We start from the raw sequence: 17,697 nt of genomic DNA, 5'->3' as shown, positions 1-17,697 counted from the left end.
ATGCAGTTATCAAGAGAAGAACTATCTAAACTAGACCTTATAATAGAGCGTTATGTGGACGATACGACCTCTAAAGAAGCGGTAGCTATAGAAACCTACCTAAACAAAATAGACAGCTTAGAACGTGAATTATTGATAGCTGTATACTTTAATTTTTCACGTAAGGCAACTGATGAAGAAAACAAGATTATTAATGAACATAAAGTGAAGTTGTTCAGTCTACTATCTGATAAAGGATATATAAAAGTTAAGACCCAGCCAAGAGTTGAACAAAGATTGAACAATGATAAAAAGCAAAAATTAAATAGGTATAGAGCCTTAACAGAACAGTTATATAGATTATACGACTTAGTAGAAGAGTTGCAAGAAAAACAACATAGTAAATCACATGTTCAGACCATGGACTATACAAAAGTAAAAATAACATGCAGTAGAACTAACTATGATTTTACAGGTACTAATCTATTAGCTAAAATACAAGATACTGAAAATAAGATAAGTAAACTCAAAATAGCAATAGAGAAAGAAAGAGAATACCTATCAAGCGTTATAGACCAAATAGAAGATATACGAATAAGGTATATATTTTGGTGGAGATACTATATGTTAGAAGAATGGCAAAAGGTAGCAAGACTGGTAGGTTTAAAAAGTGAACGTTACTGTATGAAGTTACATAATGAGTATCTTGAAAAACTGGATATATAAACCTATTGAACAATGAATGAACAAAGAACAAAACTTGATATACACAACCAAGACATCTATTGATTAGGTGTCTTTTTTCTCGATAAAATTATATTGAAGCGTGAAAAAATTCATAAAATACACTATTTTTAGAAGCGGTAAAAGGTATAAATTACTAAGGTAGAATGCTAAGAAATGCTAAGGTTTGAAATGTATATAGAGAAAAAACAATAATAATGAACAGTGACTATTTCTTTTCCCTTATGAGCGGTAATATGCAGTTATTAGACCGCTTCTGTGTGGAAATAGATATAATTACACTAAATTAAGTTGAAACACGTTAAACAGCTTTTAAACAGCAGTATGAAAAAACTACTTTTTACTAACAAAAACTATCATTTTTAGAGGTAAAAATAACGTTTTTTTACATAAAATGTTGGAAAATGAGAGTATAAAAACATATATAGTAAATGTTGAGATAGTGGCTTTTAGTGGCATAAAATCCTATAAGGTATAGTGTAAAATACTGGAAAATACGGGAATAAAACTCTATATATAGATATACCAACTTGTCAAAACTTGACAAAACTTGAAAATAAAACCTATAAATGTTGGTAAATGTTGGTATAAAAACATATATGATATTAAAATTACTAAGAAATCCTAAGATGAAAACATATATAGAAATGTTGGCAAATGTTGGCATAAAAATCTATATATCTTTAAAATCGGCTGTTTCGGCTGTCTTAAAGGAGTTTTCAAAAACCTTATAAAACCTTAGATAAAAAAACATATAGAGCAAAAAGAAGTTTTAAAAGGGGGGATAGTACCTCTCTACTATGTTGTTCGACCTTCACGCCGTCACTGTACATATTTTTTCGTGCGAAAGTTAAATTGTTGGAAAATGTTGGAATAAAATTCTGTATAAGTAAAAATGTTGGAAAATGTGAGTATAAAACCTATATATAATTACTACAAAATACTACATTGAAAACTATATATAAATTAGTGGCAATTAGTGGCATTTAAAGATATATAGCATTAAAAACCTCAGAAAACCTCAGATTAATTTATATATAGGTAACTGATACAAAACGTTATAGTAATAAGGTAGCGTGATAAGAGGTAATAACCCTAAATAGTTGTTAAAGATTTTAATAAGAATAATAATAAGCGATAAGAAGTATAATAGCTAAATTGTTTCAGTGATTTATGATAGGAAGAATTAGAAGCGTTAGGAATAATAATACAAGAACTGTTGTAATGATTTTTGAGAAGATGAAAATATATAAAGAAGAAAGTAATTAGTTAAATTGTTAGAAAAGATTTTAACAGCAATTATTTATATTGATAGGAATATAAACCCAAAAACCGTTATAAGAGATTTTAACAAGATGAAATATTAAGTATAAGAATATATATAACTATATTGTTGAGATAGTTTGTAATAAGAAGAACTAGAGTTTATATGGTGAAAAATGATAAAATTGTTGTGAAGATTTGTAATCAGATTAATTTACAAAGATAGCAACCTGCAGCTTAAATTTATTACAACAATTTATGCTAAGAATAAATAAGGTTTATAAGGTTGCAAAAAGCATATTTGTTATAAAAGTATGTGATAGGGCGAAAATAGAGTGATAAGAAAGTAAAACTAAAATTTGTTTTAATGATTTGTGATAAGAAAAATAAAAACTGATATAGCGGTAAATGGATAATCTTTTTTCACAATTAGAAATAAGAATAATAAGAAGCGGTAAGAATAAATCTAATAAAACTGTTGTAATGAATTTTAACAAGAAAATATAATATAGATAAGAATGTAAATTATAAAACTGTTCTGAAAGATTTTAATAGGATAAAAAGTTACGTTTAAGAAGATACAACGCTAAATTATTGCTATAGTTTTTGATAAGAAAATTATTTAATGATAAGAAGTTTAGTTTAATAATCGTTGTAACAAATTGTGATAAGAATAAAATGAGATGATAAGAAGCGTATAAGTGAAATCGTTGTGACAATTTTTAATAAGAAAAAATAACGTAGATAAGAATATTTAAACGAAAATCATTGCAAAAGATTTTAACAAGAATAAAAAACAGGAATAAGAATTAATGAAGCTAATTTGTTGTAATGATTTTAGATAAGAATATATAAGGTTAACAGCATTATCTTTAGTTAAATCATTGTGCTAGTTTTTGATAAGAATAAATTAGCTGTATAGGAAAGTAAAACCAAAAACTATTGTACCGCTTCTGAATAAGAATAAAATAGAGTGATAGGAAAGTAACTGTACAATTTATTTGAATAGTTAGTGATAAGAAGATACTACAAATTACTACATTTATTTTTAAAAGATGAAATAACATACAAAACTTGAAAAAACTTGAAATTTATAACCTATAAAGTAATACCATGAATACCGCTTCTTAATGCAGTAAACATATATAAGCGTTTATTTGCTTTGTAAGAGGTCAAGGGTACAATCACAAGGGAAAGTATAATCAGAACGCTTAGGACGTAAAATACAGTGTGTATATTTTAAATAATCATAACAATATGGAGATTTTGGAGACCCTAAAAAAGAACATACCAACATTTCCAACCCCTAAAAAAAGACGGTTAAAAAAACGTCCTTAAAAGTGGTTAGTGCAAAAAATACACATACCTTATTAACTTATAAAACCACTGGTACTAAAATTGCTGTATAGTTTCCGTTGACTTTCCGAAAAGTTAGCATATTTTGGTTATAACTAGAAAAGAGTAAAAAAACAAAATATAATAATATCAACGTTTTGGAAAGTATAGAAATAGTATTTTAAATAACGTCTATAAGTATATAAGATTAGATATAAACAAGCAAGAAATTGCTTAGAACTTAATTTAGTTCACTAAAAAAACGTGTTCCCCAAACACGTTTTTTTATTTTACATTATTTCTATGTTTAAACAAAAAATCCCAGACAATAAATGTCTGAGATTTTTTTATGCAGCTCTTCTATATCCTGCTCTTTGAGCAGCTTCTTCTGAACTGAAGACTAATAGATTTCTTGCTGCAACATTGTTATAAGAAGGATGTGTCGGTGTGTAATAAACTCCACTCTTTTTACTAGCTCTTACTACTACCTTTTTAGGTTGTTGTTGTTTATTTTGTTGAGTTTGAGTTAATTGAACAGTCTCATTTTTTGTTCCATCCTGTTCATCAATTTTTTTCTTAGAAGCAGGAGGTGGAAGAACTTGTTGTTGTTCTTTATTCTCATCAGAATTATCTTCTTTTTTCTCTTCTGAAGACTGTTCTTCTAATTTTTTATCACGTTCTTCTTTTTTCTCTTGGACAGTTTTTCTTTGTTCTTCTTTTCTAGCTTCACTGAAATGATTCGTCATTAACATAGTTAACATCATTACAAGTGCACTTACAACACCCAATACTACTTTTTTCAATCGCGTTTTACGCTGAATTAATTTTACAATAGGTGGATATAATAATATTAAACTTAGTACAAAGACTATTACTGCATATCTAATACCATGTGTAAAAACCATACTAAGTGATATTATCATAAACACTAGAAAGATAAACCACAAAATAACTTGTCCATGTTCTTTTATGAATTTATTCACAATATTTCCCCTTAAAAATAATCACTTATCTATTTTAACACTTTCTTCACTAATAAACAATTATTTTCATAAATAACTTTAATTTTATTGAAATATTAGGCTTTTCTTAGAAATATATATTTATATAAATCATATAATTAGTTTCTAGAAATCACCATAGCTATCCCTTGTCCTCCTCCAATACAAAGCGAACAGACACCTTTTTCTTTATCATCATTTATTAGCGCATGAACTAAAGTAACTAAAACTCGGCATCCACTAGCTCCGATTGGATGTCCTAGTGAAATAGCTCCTCCACGCGTATTTACTTTGTTTTGATCTAGATTTAATAGACGAGTTACAGCTATTGATTGGGCAGCAAAAGCTTCATTCATTTCAAATAAATCTATATCTTCTATGTTTAAATTCAATTTCTCTAACACTTTTTGTGTCGCAGGAACTGGACCTAAGCCCATCACCTTATTATCTAATCCTGCCGAAGCATAACCATCAATATAAGCAAGAACTTCTAATCCTAGCTCTTTTGCACGAGCTTCACTCATTAAAATAACACATGCTGCACCATCGTTAATCCCCGATGCATTTCCTGCTGTTACAGTTCCATCTTTTTTAAAGACTGGTCGTAATTTAGCTAAACTTTCTAATGTTGTATTCGGACGAACAAATTCATCTGTATCAAAAATAATTTCTTCTCGTCTAGTTTTAATAACTATCGGTGCTATTTCGTTAGTGAACTGATTGTTTTCAATAGCTGCGGCTGCTTTTTTCTGACTTGAAAGAGCAAATTCATCTTGTTCTTCTCTTGTTATACTATATTGTTCTGCAATATTTTCGGCAGTAATACCCATATGATAGTTTTCGAACGCATCTGTAAGACCATCGTTTATTATAGTATCTTCTAATTCAAAACTACCTAGTTTTTGTCCGAAACGAGCATTCTTTGTATAATGAGGTGCTGCACTCATATTCTCAACACCACCACAAACTACTACATCATTATCCCCTAGTAATATTGATTGTACCCCAAGAACAACACTTTTCAGCCCTGATCCACAAACCTTATTTACAACAAAAGCGCTTTTTTCTTTTGGAATACCTGCATTAACTGCGATTTGACGTGCTACATTTTGCCCTAAGCCCGTCTGTAAAACATTACCGAATATTATTTCATCAACTAGACTTGGATTAAGATTTATACCTTCTAATGATTGTTTTACAAGTTCTCCACCGATTTTTGCAGCAGAAACATCTTTTAAACTCCCTCCAAAACTTCCTATAGCAGTTCTTTTTGCACTTACAATAGCAACTCTATTCATGTATTTTATCTCCTAATTTGATTTTCTAGTATATTTTACTATAAAAACTAACGTTGTTCAAATATTGTCTACACTAGACTATATTTATCGAAATTTTCATTTTGTAACACTTCCTAAATTTATTTGTAATGTAAATGTAATATATTTGTAATAAAAGGTTGATTTTTGTAATTTTTAAATGTATAATATAAATATAAAGAAGTTATACAAAAAGAAGGTGAATAACATGAACAAACTTCTAAAAACAACAGGTATATTTATTTTAGGAATTGGATTATTAACAGGATGCACAGATAAAGTAGCAAAAAAAGTAGATACTAATGACAATATTACTACTGAGGTAAAAACTACTGAGGAAAGTCCAGCTTCTTTAGCTAATTTACAAAAAGAAGTTGAACATGTTACTCAAGTTAACAATAATAACAATAATATTAAAGATAATAACAATACTAATAATGATATAAATAAAAAAGTTACAACAAAAGTAACTACTCCTTCTAAACAAAATATTCAAAACAATAATACTCAAGATTATAAACATAATTTAGCTAAAGCTGGGGAAATTTTACAACCTATGGCTTATGGAATGTTAAACTTACAAGGAAGCAGCACTGCAAATGTTGTAAGATACATCGCTAGTAATGATGGTAGCGATAATGTAGTAAAACAAATAAACTTAACTAAAGTATTAGATTTACTAAATACATATAACGCTCAAACATTCCAAAAACAAGATGTATTACAAAGATTACAAAACGATAAAGAAATTGAATTTGTACAATTAAACAACCATGTTGCTGATTACAATAAAGAAAACTTAGAAAAATTAATGAATCACAAAAATAAAGTAGTGTACTTCGCAAAAGATCAAGTATTCCTAGCAAAAAGTGATATTGGCTACGGTGGTGCTACTGATGCAATCTTTATGCCAGTAGAAAAATGGGATATTAAAGGTGATAGAGTTCTTATCCCATACGTAAATGTTGCTACAAGAAAACCTGTAGGTATGATGACTCTTCGCTTGAACAATAAAAATTATACTAGCGGAGCTAATAGAACAATGTACTACGTAGAAAGATTTGAATTATATTAAAAGAACATAAAAACATCGTCATTTCACATGGCGATGTTTTTTTGTGTTAAACTAAAATCGATATCCAGCGGAGCTACTTAATATAAAAACAGGCAACCGACTTAAGTTCTACTTTAGTCAGTTGCCTATATAAATTTTTATTTAATATTATTTAGATTTACTAGTTTCCTAATGAACGGATTTACTAAATATTAGTCTTATTATTTAACCATTTTCTTTACATCTTCAATAGCATCTTCTGCTGCTTCTTTTACATCTCCTGCCACTTCTTTTACTTTAGAAAATAGTTTTCCAGCGAATCCTTCTTCTTCAACAGCTTCTTTAGCGTCTTCTGCTTTATCTGCTGCTTCATCTTTCACATCTTCTGCTGCGTCTTTTGCATCTTCTACTTTGTCTTCTACAGCATCTTTCACATCTTCTGCTACTTCTTTTACGTCTTCTACTTTATCTTCTACAGCATCTTTTACGTCTTCTGCTTTATCTGCTGCTGCGTCTTTCACGTCTTCTGCTACTTCTTTTGCATCTTCTACTTTATCTTCTACAGCATCTTTTACATCTTCTGCTTTGTCTGTTGCTGCGTCTTTTACGTCTTCTGCTACTTCTTTTGCATCTTCTACTTTGTCTTCTACAGCATCTTTCACATCTTCTGCTTTATCTTCTACAGCATCTTTTACATCTTCTGCTTTGTCTGTTGCTGCGTCTTTTACGTCTTCTGCTACTTCTTTTGCATCTTCTACTTTGTCTTCTACAGCATCTTTCACATCTTCCGCTTTATCTGCTGCTGCATCTTTTAATTCTGATGCTTTTTCTACTACTGCATCTTTCACATCCGCTGCTTTATCAGCTACTACACTAGCTACATTTTTTACACCATCAAATGCATCTTCTGCTGCTTCTTTTACTTTTGAAACTACTTTTTCTGCGAATCCTTCAGCTTGTAATTTCTCGTTACCTGTTAATTTTCCTAATCCTTCTTTTACTGAACCTTTTAATTGATCAAATTTGTTTTCTAATGACATAATAGTGCCTCCTAAATATTACTTTTTATTTATCTTTTTTTACCATGTTTTTTACGCCGTCATAAGCATCTTCTACGGCATCTTTAGTATCCTCTGCGGCTTCTTTCACTTTTGAAAATAGTTTTCCTGCGAATCCTTCAGCTGCTTTATCTGATGCTACTTCTTTTGTTTCTTCTACTTTATCTGCAGTCGCTTCTTTTGTATCTTCTGCTTTTTCTACTACTGCTTCCTTAGTTTCTGATGCTACTTCTTTCGCTTCTTCTACTTTGTCTACAGTCGCTTCTTTTGCATCTGCTGTTTTTTCTACTACTGCTTCCTTAATTTCTGATGCTACTTCTTTTGTTTCTTCTACTTTGTCTGCAGTCACTTCTTTTGCATCTTCTGCTTTGTCTATTACTGCTTCCTTAGCTTCCGATGCTACTTCTTTCGCTTCTTCTACTTTGTCTGCAGTTGCTTCTTTTACATCTTCTGCTTTTTCTACTACTGCTTCCTTAGCTTCCGATGCTACTTCTTTCGCTTCTTCTACTTTGTCTGCAGTCGCTTCTTTTACATCTACTGCTTTTTCCACTACTGCATCTTTTACATCTACAGCTTTGTTTACCACTGCATCTTTCACATCTACAGCCTTATCTACAACTACTTCAGTTGCATCTCCAACTTTCTCTTTAACTGTTGAAAATCCATCACTTATACCTGCTTTAGCTGCTGTAAAGGTATCAGATGCAAATTCTCCTGTTGATTCAACAACATTAGATACACGATCTTGTAAACTTACTGAGTCTGCTTCATGTTGTTCTTTAGTTTTAATATCGATTACATTGACATTAACTTCTACAACCTCTAACCCTGTCATTTCATCAATATCAGTTGTAATCACTCGTTTAATTTCCTCAAAGATTTCAGGAACATTTTTCTTATACTCTACTATGATATTTAAATCAACAGCTACTTGTTCCTTACCTACTTCAATATTAACACCTGATGTAACATTATCAGTATTAATTAATTTATCTGTTAAATTCGAGAAAAAACCACCATCAACTGCTAGTAATCCTGGAACATTTTCTAAAGCTTGACCAATAATTTTTTTGATTACATCATTATCAAATGTCAATTCACCTTTAGCTTCACTATTACTTGTAGTTAATTCTTTTTTTTCTACATTATTTTCATTTGGATTAGACATATATCTTTTCTCCTAATTACAAATTTTTATATTTTATTCTTTATATAATATCCTGTTACAATTCCTAGTGCAGCGAAAATCAAAACAAAAATAGTTTTGAAAAATCCTAAGAACAGAATTAAACAAGCTAGAAATGCTCCCAATAATCCTGATACAACAGTGTATTGATGTTTTTTTAGCCATTCCATAATTTATGTCCTCACTTTACACGACTTGTACTCTTTTTAGTTACTTTTTTCTGAATATCTGAAACAGAAATCTTAAGTTTTACAGCTTTATCTACACCGAAAAACTCAACCAATCCATTTTTTATTCCATCTCGAATCTGATCACTCTTCTGAACAATACTCTCTGAAGAAGCTGATTCTCCTTTTATATTAATACGGCATTTATTTCTTCTATTATTTATTTTTACCGACGGATTATTAATTAATCCTTGCTCAATCACTAAATTTTTAACAAATCCTTCAATAGCTGAATTTGTTAGTGATAATTTACCACCTTTATCAGATAGTTTTACTTCTAAATGTTGTTTAGGATAAAATACTATTACTAATATTGAAAGAATTATCAATGTTGATAATACTAATGCTCCCCAGAAAATATATCTAGAAAGATAAAATTCTAAGAAAGAAAATTGTTTCCAATCGAATAATTGTAAATCTAAAAATTGTGGATCTAATCCGCTAACATTATGATACTCTATCATAATAGGAACCATAACCGTTAAAACTAATAGACAAACAATAATAGAAATTATTTTTTTTGTTTTAGACATTTTAAACCTCCTTTCAAAAATTGACTATTCATTTTAGAAAAAAATTATTTAAGATTTTTTCCCAAAGAATATTGATACTATAGTTACTACAATTGCCGCACCTAAGATAGAAGGAATTAACGCCATTCCACCTAGGCTTGGACCCCAAGCTCCAAATAATGATTGTCCTACTGATGAACCTACTAAACCTGCGATAACATTAGAAACGATACCCATGGCTCCACCTTTTTTTGTGATTCCTCCAGCTACAAAGCCTATGAAACCACCTACTATAATTGACCAAATCATAATTATTTCTCCTTTCCTTAATTATTTTATATAAATATTTATATACTAATAACAAATATTTATTATGGATATGATATATCACTTTTAATTTTAAATCAATATAACTGCTCACAAAATTTAAAAAAGTTTTATAATTTATGTTAAATCACTAATCAATCAATGATTAACACAGATTTTTACATAAATATATATTTCAAAAAATAAATTAAATTTTGTTATAAAAATAAAGTTTATTCATATTTTAAATTATCATTTTTAATATTTTAAGTAGAAACAAATTCCAACTCTATATATAGAACAGTTTTGTTGATTTTAATTTATAAATATTTTTTAGAAATATTTGTAATTAATATAATTATTTATCACACTTTAAAAAACTGTATAAAAAAATAGGTGATTGGCCAAGTTTTCTTTACTTCCGTCAATCACCTATAGTACAAAAATATTGAATCTCTTCCTTCGTTACTTCAATTTATCCATATCCTAACAAAAGAATTCAATAAACATTCGTCTTATTTTAATTTGTCTTTAACACTGTCGATAGCGCCTTCTACTGCATCTTTAGCACCTTCTGCAGCTTCTTTTACTTTAGAAACTACTTGTTCTGCTAATCCTTCACCTTCTAACGTTTTATCTCCAGTTAATTTTCCTAAACCTTCTTTAACTGATCCTTTGATTTCGTCGAATTTGTTTTCTAATGACATAATCTTGCCTCCTGTATATTACCTATCAATTTTTCTATAAATCGAAATTAAATATACTTCTCTTTAAATATTTTTTATAGATATTAATTTGTTAATTTCTATACACTATATAATATATCATTTTAAATTATTAATCAATCTAATTGCTCACAGAATTAAAAAAATTTTATTTTTTATCATGAAACAGCCTAAACACTTGCTAGAAACAGAATTTTTACTATATTTATACAATAATAAAAAATCTTATAACAACGGCAATTTAAATTTATTTTTTAAATATTTCTACTATAAACAGATTCTTCTATTCTTTTTTAACAGTTTATTGAGATTAAATTTATTAATCTATTTTAGATTTATTCATAGAGTATGTAGAACTTACTTAAATTATCAAATAAGAGAGACTAGGAATCCTAATCTCTCTTAAACGTTATTTATTGTATTTCTCTACTATTTTTTTAGCACTAGCTAAATTCATATGTTTTTCTTTTCTTAACTCTTCTACGACTGATTCAATATTTTCATTAGTAGCTCCAGCTAAAATCGCTAGAGATTTAGCATGTAACTTCATATGACCTTTTTGAATACCGTCTCCTACCAACGCTTTTAATGCTGCTAAGTTTTGAGCTAACCCGACAGAAACAAGTATACTCGCTAATGTTTTCGCGTCTGGATTATTTAGTAATCCTCGTGCAACTTTTACAGTAGGGTTAATTCCGATAGATCCACCTACACTAGCAACCGGCATCGGTAACGCGATTTCTCCTACAAGCTCCTTAGACGCTTCATCACAACGCCAAGTAGAAAGCCCTTTGTAGTTACCATCTTTAGTTGCATAGCTTTGGCATGCCGCTTCTATAGCTCGCCAGTCATTACCACTCGCTATTACAACACTATCAATTCCGTTAAATATACCTTTATTATGAGTAGCAGCTCTGTAGACATCTGCTTTGGCAAATTTACTCGCAAGCTCAATTCTTTTAGCTAAATACTCTCCATTTTCTCCTAAGTCTTCAAATGGAATAGAACATTCTGCTGTAACTAGTGAACGTGTCGCATAATTCGATAAAATCGCCATAAGAGCTACACCCTCAGTTAATGACTCTAACGAAACTTTAAGAGCCTCTAGCATTGTATTTAGCATATTTGCCCCCATCGCTTCTAAAGTATCGACGATAAGGTAAACTACTACAAAATCTACACCTTCTTCTGATAGAACTTTGACCTCAATATCACAAGCTCCACCACCTCGAGCTACGATAGATGGATATGCTTCGTTAGCTGTTTTTAGAAGAAGTTCTTTACTCTGTAAAATACGTTCTACAGCTAAGGTAGTATCTGCTACATCGTATAACGCAACATGACCAATCATTTTTCTATCAAGGATTTCCGTTTTGAAACCACCAGATTTCGCTACTATCTTCCCGGCATTACTACAAGCTGCAACTACCGATGGTTCTTCTGTAACAAATGGTACTACATACTGTTTTCCATCAACAGTAAAATTTGGCACAACGCTAAAAGGTAATGAGAAAGTTCCTATTACATTCTCTACCATGTTATTAGCCGTATCAAAGTCTAATACTTCATTATTTTTAAGAAGTTCAAGATGCTCCTTACTTAAAATATCAGCTTGTTCAATAACTTCTAAGCGTTCATCAATATTTTTCTTATAAAATCCACTCCAAATTTTTTCCATAGTTCCCTCTATTAAAATTGTTTTTTATAAACTCTCTTGTGATTTTCAATTTTTTCTAAAACAAATCTGCTTTCATCTTGAATGTCAGAAATATCTAAGTTTCCTTCTTCATCAACTGTAGTATCTCTAAAGAACATTTTCTCATATTCATCAATTGAAATACGTGTTCTACTGTCAAAATCGTCAAAACGATTATTTCTTAGTTGTTTTCTATAACCATCAACTAAAGTCATACTAAATACTTCCGCAACAGCACCACTTCCGTAGCTATATAATGCAATCTTATTACCCGCTTCTAAAGTAGTATTGTTCTCAAGTAAAGATAACAGTCCTAAGAATAATGATCCTGTATAAATGTTACCTACTCGTTGACTATATAAAATAGACTCATTAAAATGAGCAAGTAATTCTTCTTTTTTATCTTCTTCAGCTTGTTCTAATAATAAACTTAAACCTTTTAATCCTAATTTAGGATATGGTAAGTGTAGACATACTGCAGAAAAATCATTAAGATTCTGTTTCGACTTTTCAGAGAATCTTCCCCATGTAGTTGTTAAACAATCAAGGTATTGTTCTGTTGAGAATCTTCCTTCTACAAAGGCATAGTGCGAGTAATTAGGACGCCAAAAGTCCATAACATCACGAGTTAAACAAACATTATCGTTGTTAAGTTCTAATATTCTAGGGTTACTGCTAACTAACATCGCACAACTTCCTGCACCTTGTGTCGATTCACCAGATGATTTAACTCCATACTTCGCTATATCACTAGCTATAACTAGTACTTTTGATTCTGGATTATTCATTACATGATTTTTTGCAAAATCTAATGCCGCTGTTGCCCCGTAACATGCTTCTTTTACCTCAATAGCACGTACAAATGGTTGAATATCTAAAAGACCGTGAATAAATACCGCAGAAGCTTTACTTTGGTCGATTCCAGACTCAGTTCCTACGATAATCATGTCAATTTTTTCTAAATCATCTTTATCTAATATTTCATATGCAGCTTGTGCCCCAAGAGTTACGATATCTTGAGATACCGGTGGAATACTCATTTCAAGTTGTAATAAACCTTTTGTAAATTTATCTGGTTCTATTCCACGCGCTGCGGCTAAATCACGAATATCTAAATAATAATTTGGCATTGCAAAACCAATTTTATCTATTCCTATTTTCATTATCAAATTCCTTTCGATTAAAATTCGAATCATTCATCTATACAATTTTTTCCAACTATAATTATACTATTAAACTATTAAAAATTAAAGTCTAACAGCCATATATTTCCTATCATGATTAAAATAATTCATGCAAATACTATTGTATAAAATTTTCATGAATTAGTCCATAGATAGCCATTAAAAATTACAGAACTTAGGTCTATCAATTATAAAATATAAATGGGAGTGACTCAAAAATCGTGATTTCGTAGAAATGATATGTACCCCTTTTACTGGACAAACCAGTGAAAGGGGTATTTTTATGCGTTATAGTTTTGAATTTAAAGTAAAATGTGTTGAGATGTATGAAAGAGGGGAATATCCAGAAACACCGAACGGAATAACCACTAGAAAATTTAAAGATACTATTAGAAAATGGAAAAGAATGGTTGATTCGTTAGGAGTAAGTGTCTTGCGACATAAAACAAAAAATAAGAAGTGGAATCCAGAAGAAAAACTAGTATTAGTTTCTAAAATTTTAGCTGGTTATTCATATAATTCCGTTGCACTAGACAATGGAATTAACTATAGGACACTGTATAAATGGGTTCAAAAATATAAGGAAAAAGGTTATAATGGACTTGTAGATGAAAAGAAAGAAAGACCAAGAAAGGTACCTATCATGAAAGAAAACAGTAGTCCTAAACCATTAAAAGAATCAGAAAGAGAAGAATTAATTAGATTACGTGCAGAAAATAAATTTATAAAAACGGAAATCGAAAATATTAAAGCGGAAAAAGAAATAATAAAAAAATTAATAGCCTTGAGGCGAGAAAAATGGGCTGCGCAACTCAAGGCGAAAAAGCAGCAATCATCAAAGAACTTAGAAAAAAAGGATATCAATTAAAATGCCTTTTACAAGAAATAGGAATGGCAAAATCAACATATTATTATTTAGTAAATAAGGAAGAAATAGATGTTGTGGCTATTCGTAATAAACCAGTGTTAAAAGAAATTAAAATTATTTTTACCGAAAATAAAGGACTATATGGTGTCCGTAGAGTTCACAATGAACTAATTAATAGAGGTTTTAAAGTAAATCAGAAACGAGTACAAAGTCTTATGCATAAAGAAGGATTGAAAGGGAAAACTCCTAAAGAAAGATACCATTCATAGAAGGGAACAGTAGGAAAAGTCGCTAATAATATAATAAATCGAGATTTTAGTACAACTGCTCCTTTACAGAAATGGACTACAGATGTGTCACAATTCAATTTTTCATGGGGAAAGTGCTATTTTTCAGCGATTCTAGATATGCATACAAATGAAATAATATCATATGATTTATCTTTACATCCAAATTTAAATCAGATAAAAAGGATGTTAGAACAAGCATTTAATAAATTTCCAAAAACAGAAGGATTAATTATGCATTCGGATCAAGGGTGGCAGTATCAACATTCATACTATAGAAGTGAGTTAAAAAAACATGGAATCATTCAATCGATGTCTAGAAAGGGAAATTGTTATGATAATAGTATCATGGAATCACTTTTTGGAAGAATGAAGACGGAGATATATTATGGTTATGAAAAGGTTTATATGTCATTTGAAGAGTTTAGTAAAGCTGTATCTGAATATATAAATTATTACAACAACAAGAGAATTCAATCAAAAACAAAATGGATGCCTCCTGTACAATACAGGATAACATCCACTTGTCTAAACTAAATATATATGTGTCCAGAATTTTGGGTACACATCAAAATCGATTTTGTCGAGTCACCCCCGCACAGTTTATTAGATATCTAAAAAGCTTTTTTAAAGCGAATTTAGATATCAATAAACCACTGCGTCCATGAGTTCTCATATGAACCTTGTTAAATTTTTGGACTTTTGGGTCAACCTTATTTCCATTTCAAACTTTATTAACTTTTATTTAGTTTTAATTAGTTGTTATTACAACGATTAAAATAGTTTTTTATCGGAAAAAAAATTTTTTGTAAGCATTTTTGTTGTTTATTTTTAATATTTTTCTTATAATTATTATATATTTATAAAAACCCTAGGAGGATTATTACTATGACATTTAAATTACCTGAATTACCTTATGGATTCGATTTCTTAGAACCAGTTATCGACGCTAAAACTATGGAAATTCACCACGACAAACACCACGCTGCTTACGTTAACAACTTAAACGCAGCTTTAGAAAAACACCCAGAATTCGAAGCTAACTGCATCTGCGGTTTACTAAAAAACATTGATAACGTACCTTCTGACATCCGTCAAGCTGTTATCAACAACGGTGGTGGACATCACAACCACAGCCTATTCTGGAAATCTCTAACTAAAGCAGATTCTTCTGAATTCGCTGGATTAGTAAAAGAAAAAGTTGAAGCTGAACTTGGTGGATACGAAGAGTTCGTTAAGAGCTTCTCAGCTGCAGCTGCTACAAGATTTGGTAGTGGTTGGGCATGGCTAGCTTTAGATAAAGAAGGTAAATTAGTAGTTACTTCTACAGCTAACCAAGACTCTCCATACTTAACAGGTCTTACTCCAATCCTTGGATTAGACGTTTGGGAACACGCATACTACCTAAACTACCAAAACCGTCGTCCAGACTACATTAAAGAATTCTTCCGTGTTGTAAACTGGGATTTCGTTAACGAACGCCTAGCTAAACACTTAGAAAAATTAGGTAAATAATTACATAGATAAACAAAAAGCTGTCGTATGATGGCTTTTTGTTTTTTTAGTTTATCTCATCTCCTTCCCAACCTAATTTAATGACAATTTAAGCTAGATAATGTATAATGAAAAGCACTCTGTTAGGGCTAACTCAAAAGTCCTAAATTTTAAAAAAGTGTATATGATAATTCATAGACACAGTGGTTTATTGATATCTAAATTCGCTTTGTAAAAGTTTTTTAGACATCTAATAAACTGTGCAGGGGTGACTCAACAAAATCTTGTTTCTCCGAAATCATGATTTTTGAGTCACTCCCTTACATTTGTTATTAAATAGATTAAAGGAGAATTGATGTTGAATAATTGGAAACTTATAGCCGGCTTCATTGGGGTATTCGCAGTATATGAAATACTAGTATTTCTGATGTGTCTAGGTTTAAAATGGATGATCTCACCTTTCGTTCCAGCTAAGGTTAAATTAGCTATTGCTATCACACTATTTATCATTGCTAACTTTTCTATTATAGCTTATATGCTAAGATTAGGTGCACCGTGGGTAAATTATGGGAACATCTGGTACTTCTACTTCTTGAATGGCACAGTCATAGGTGTTATCTTATTAATCGCTAAGTTATTACTGAAAATCTTCAAATTAAACCTTAATCAAGGAATTAGTTTAAGTATAACTACTCTATATTTATTAGGTATGACTGCTCTAGGATTATTTTGGGCATACTCACCTACTGTGATTAATAAGACTATTAAGGTAGATAAACACATTGAAAAACCTATTAAAATTGCCATGGTATCCGATCTTCATCTTGGGACATTTTTCTCAAATCCTCAACTTGAAAAACTGAATAAGATTGTTGACGAAGAGAAGCCAGATACTGTAGTTATCGCAGGAGACCTTATGGATGATGATATGGTTATGTACAAGAAACGTAATATGCAAGAAAGCCTAAGCAAGCTAAAAGCTCCTCTAGGCGTTTACACTACAATGGGAAATCACGACCGTGACGCACTAGAAATAGTAAACGAGGTTAAAAAGACAGGGATAATCCCACTGTTTGATGAAAGTATTACACTTAATAACGATATTACATTAGTAGGGCGTAAAGATAAGAGTGTCAGTCGTGATAGACTAGATACAGATGACCTGCTTAAGAGCGTTGATTTAAACAAGACTATCGTTCTTATCGATCATCAACCTGATGCTGTTGATTATCACGCTACCTTACCTATAGATGTTCAACTTTCTGGACATACTCACCGCGGACAACTATGGCCGTTAAACTTCATCACAGATGTAGTTTATACCCTAGATCATGGCTACGCAAAGATTAATGGTAAACATTTCTTCACTTCTGCAGGTTATGGTTTCTGGGGACCACCTTTCAAAACTACAGCTCGTAGTGAAGTATGGATGATTACAATCGAAGGAAAATAAAGAATATAA

General features: G+C 30.5%; 16 protein-coding genes and 1 pseudogene. 7 read left to right on the top strand and 10 right to left on the bottom strand.

Annotation, left to right across the window (positions count from 1 at the left end; translation table 11 throughout):
* Nucleotides 1–705 carry a hypothetical protein gene (locus tag FOC48_RS08920; protein ID WP_003147558.1) on the top strand — a complete coding sequence of 235 codons (705 nt, stop codon included), beginning with the start codon at nucleotides 1–3 and terminating at the stop codon, nucleotides 703–705.
* 2,963 nt (nucleotides 706–3,668) lie between these two features.
* On the opposite strand, the gene FOC48_RS08915 is transcribed toward FOC48_RS08920, so the two are convergent.
* Entirely contained in the window at nucleotides 3,669–4,304 is a 636-nt protein-coding gene (locus FOC48_RS08915; RefSeq protein ID WP_003147556.1) for a sunset domain-containing protein, read from the bottom strand.
* Nucleotides 4,305–4,441: 137 nt separating this feature from the next.
* The gene (locus FOC48_RS08910) at nucleotides 4,442–5,620 is read right to left on the bottom strand and encodes an acetyl-CoA C-acetyltransferase (protein ID WP_003147554.1); all 1,179 of its coding nucleotides are present in this window, start codon (nucleotides 5,618–5,620) and stop codon (nucleotides 4,442–4,444) included.
* 226 nt (nucleotides 5,621–5,846) lie between these two features.
* Here FOC48_RS08910 and FOC48_RS08905 point away from each other — a divergent pair, with 226 nt between their 5' ends.
* The gene (locus FOC48_RS08905; protein WP_003147553.1) at nucleotides 5,847–6,713 is read left to right on the top strand and encodes a protein kinase family protein; all 867 of its coding nucleotides are present in this window, start codon (nucleotides 5,847–5,849) and stop codon (nucleotides 6,711–6,713) included.
* A 200-nt stretch (nucleotides 6,714–6,913) separates the two neighbouring features.
* Here the strand turns inward: FOC48_RS08905 and FOC48_RS10040 are convergent, their stop codons facing one another.
* The 8 genes from FOC48_RS10040 to FOC48_RS08865 form a co-directional block, all read right to left on the bottom strand.
* Complete coding sequence (locus tag FOC48_RS10040) at nucleotides 6,914–7,732, bottom strand: CsbD family protein (protein WP_254263178.1); 819 nt, start codon at nucleotides 7,730–7,732, stop codon at nucleotides 6,914–6,916.
* Nucleotides 7,733–7,757: 25 nt separating this feature from the next.
* Entirely contained in the window at nucleotides 7,758–8,918 is a 1,161-nt protein-coding gene (locus FOC48_RS08895; protein ID WP_172497940.1) for an Asp23/Gls24 family envelope stress response protein, read from the bottom strand.
* Between the two features lie 26 nt (nucleotides 8,919–8,944).
* Nucleotides 8,945–9,106 (bottom strand): DUF2273 domain-containing protein, encoded by a 162-nt coding sequence (locus tag FOC48_RS08890; protein ID WP_003144288.1) that lies wholly within the window; start codon nucleotides 9,104–9,106, stop codon nucleotides 8,945–8,947.
* Between the two features lie 11 nt (nucleotides 9,107–9,117).
* Nucleotides 9,118–9,696, bottom strand: a complete 579-nt coding sequence (amaP, locus tag FOC48_RS08885; protein WP_003147547.1) for an alkaline shock response membrane anchor protein AmaP — start codon at nucleotides 9,694–9,696, stop codon at nucleotides 9,118–9,120.
* A 48-nt stretch (nucleotides 9,697–9,744) separates the two neighbouring features.
* On the bottom strand, nucleotides 9,745–9,984 hold the full coding sequence (locus tag FOC48_RS08880) for a GlsB/YeaQ/YmgE family stress response membrane protein (protein WP_003147546.1): 240 nt from the start codon (nucleotides 9,982–9,984) through the stop codon (nucleotides 9,745–9,747).
* A 512-nt stretch (nucleotides 9,985–10,496) separates the two neighbouring features.
* Nucleotides 10,497–10,688, bottom strand: coding sequence for a CsbD family protein (locus FOC48_RS08875; protein WP_003147545.1), 192 nt, complete (start codon nucleotides 10,686–10,688; stop codon nucleotides 10,497–10,499).
* 427 nt (nucleotides 10,689–11,115) lie between these two features.
* Nucleotides 11,116–12,384 (bottom strand): hydroxymethylglutaryl-CoA reductase, degradative, encoded by a 1,269-nt coding sequence (locus FOC48_RS08870; RefSeq protein WP_003147544.1) that lies wholly within the window; start codon nucleotides 12,382–12,384, stop codon nucleotides 11,116–11,118.
* A gap of 11 nt (nucleotides 12,385–12,395) precedes the next feature.
* Nucleotides 12,396–13,565: a hydroxymethylglutaryl-CoA synthase gene (locus FOC48_RS08865; RefSeq protein WP_003147542.1), complete on the bottom strand. Its 1,170-nt coding sequence runs from the start codon at nucleotides 13,563–13,565 to the stop codon at nucleotides 12,396–12,398.
* Between the two features lie 304 nt (nucleotides 13,566–13,869).
* Here FOC48_RS08865 and FOC48_RS08860 point away from each other — a divergent pair, with 304 nt between their 5' ends.
* The 5 genes and pseudogenes from FOC48_RS08860 (at nucleotide 13,870) to FOC48_RS08840 (ending at nucleotide 17,688) form a co-directional block, all read left to right on the top strand.
* Nucleotides 13,870–14,454 (top strand): transposase, encoded by a 585-nt coding sequence (locus FOC48_RS08860; protein WP_172497837.1) that lies wholly within the window; start codon nucleotides 13,870–13,872, stop codon nucleotides 14,452–14,454.
* Nucleotides 14,385–14,723 (top strand): IS3 family transposase, encoded by a 339-nt coding sequence (locus FOC48_RS08855; RefSeq protein WP_172497938.1) that lies wholly within the window; start codon nucleotides 14,385–14,387, stop codon nucleotides 14,721–14,723. Before FOC48_RS08860 ends, FOC48_RS08855 begins: the two co-directional genes overlap by 70 nt.
* 15 nt (nucleotides 14,724–14,738) lie before the next feature.
* Nucleotides 14,739–15,278, top strand: a pseudogene (locus tag FOC48_RS08850) (IS3 family transposase); the annotation flags it as partial.
* Nucleotides 15,279–15,629: 351 nt separating this feature from the next.
* The gene (locus FOC48_RS08845) at nucleotides 15,630–16,256 is read left to right on the top strand and encodes a superoxide dismutase (RefSeq protein ID WP_003147537.1); all 627 of its coding nucleotides are present in this window, start codon (nucleotides 15,630–15,632) and stop codon (nucleotides 16,254–16,256) included.
* A 334-nt stretch (nucleotides 16,257–16,590) separates the two neighbouring features.
* A complete protein-coding gene (locus tag FOC48_RS08840) occupies nucleotides 16,591–17,688 on the top strand; it encodes a metallophosphoesterase (RefSeq protein WP_003147536.1) in 1,098 nt (365 codons plus the stop codon).
* Nucleotides 17,689–17,697 lie beyond the last annotated feature (9 nt).

The organism is Gemella haemolysans, from assembly GCF_012273215.1.
In the GTDB taxonomy this organism is placed as follows: Bacteria; Bacillota; Bacilli; order Staphylococcales; family Gemellaceae; genus Gemella; species Gemella haemolysans_A.
Note: the sequence above shows the minus strand (reverse complement) of the source record. Positions and strands in the feature narration are given on the sequence as shown.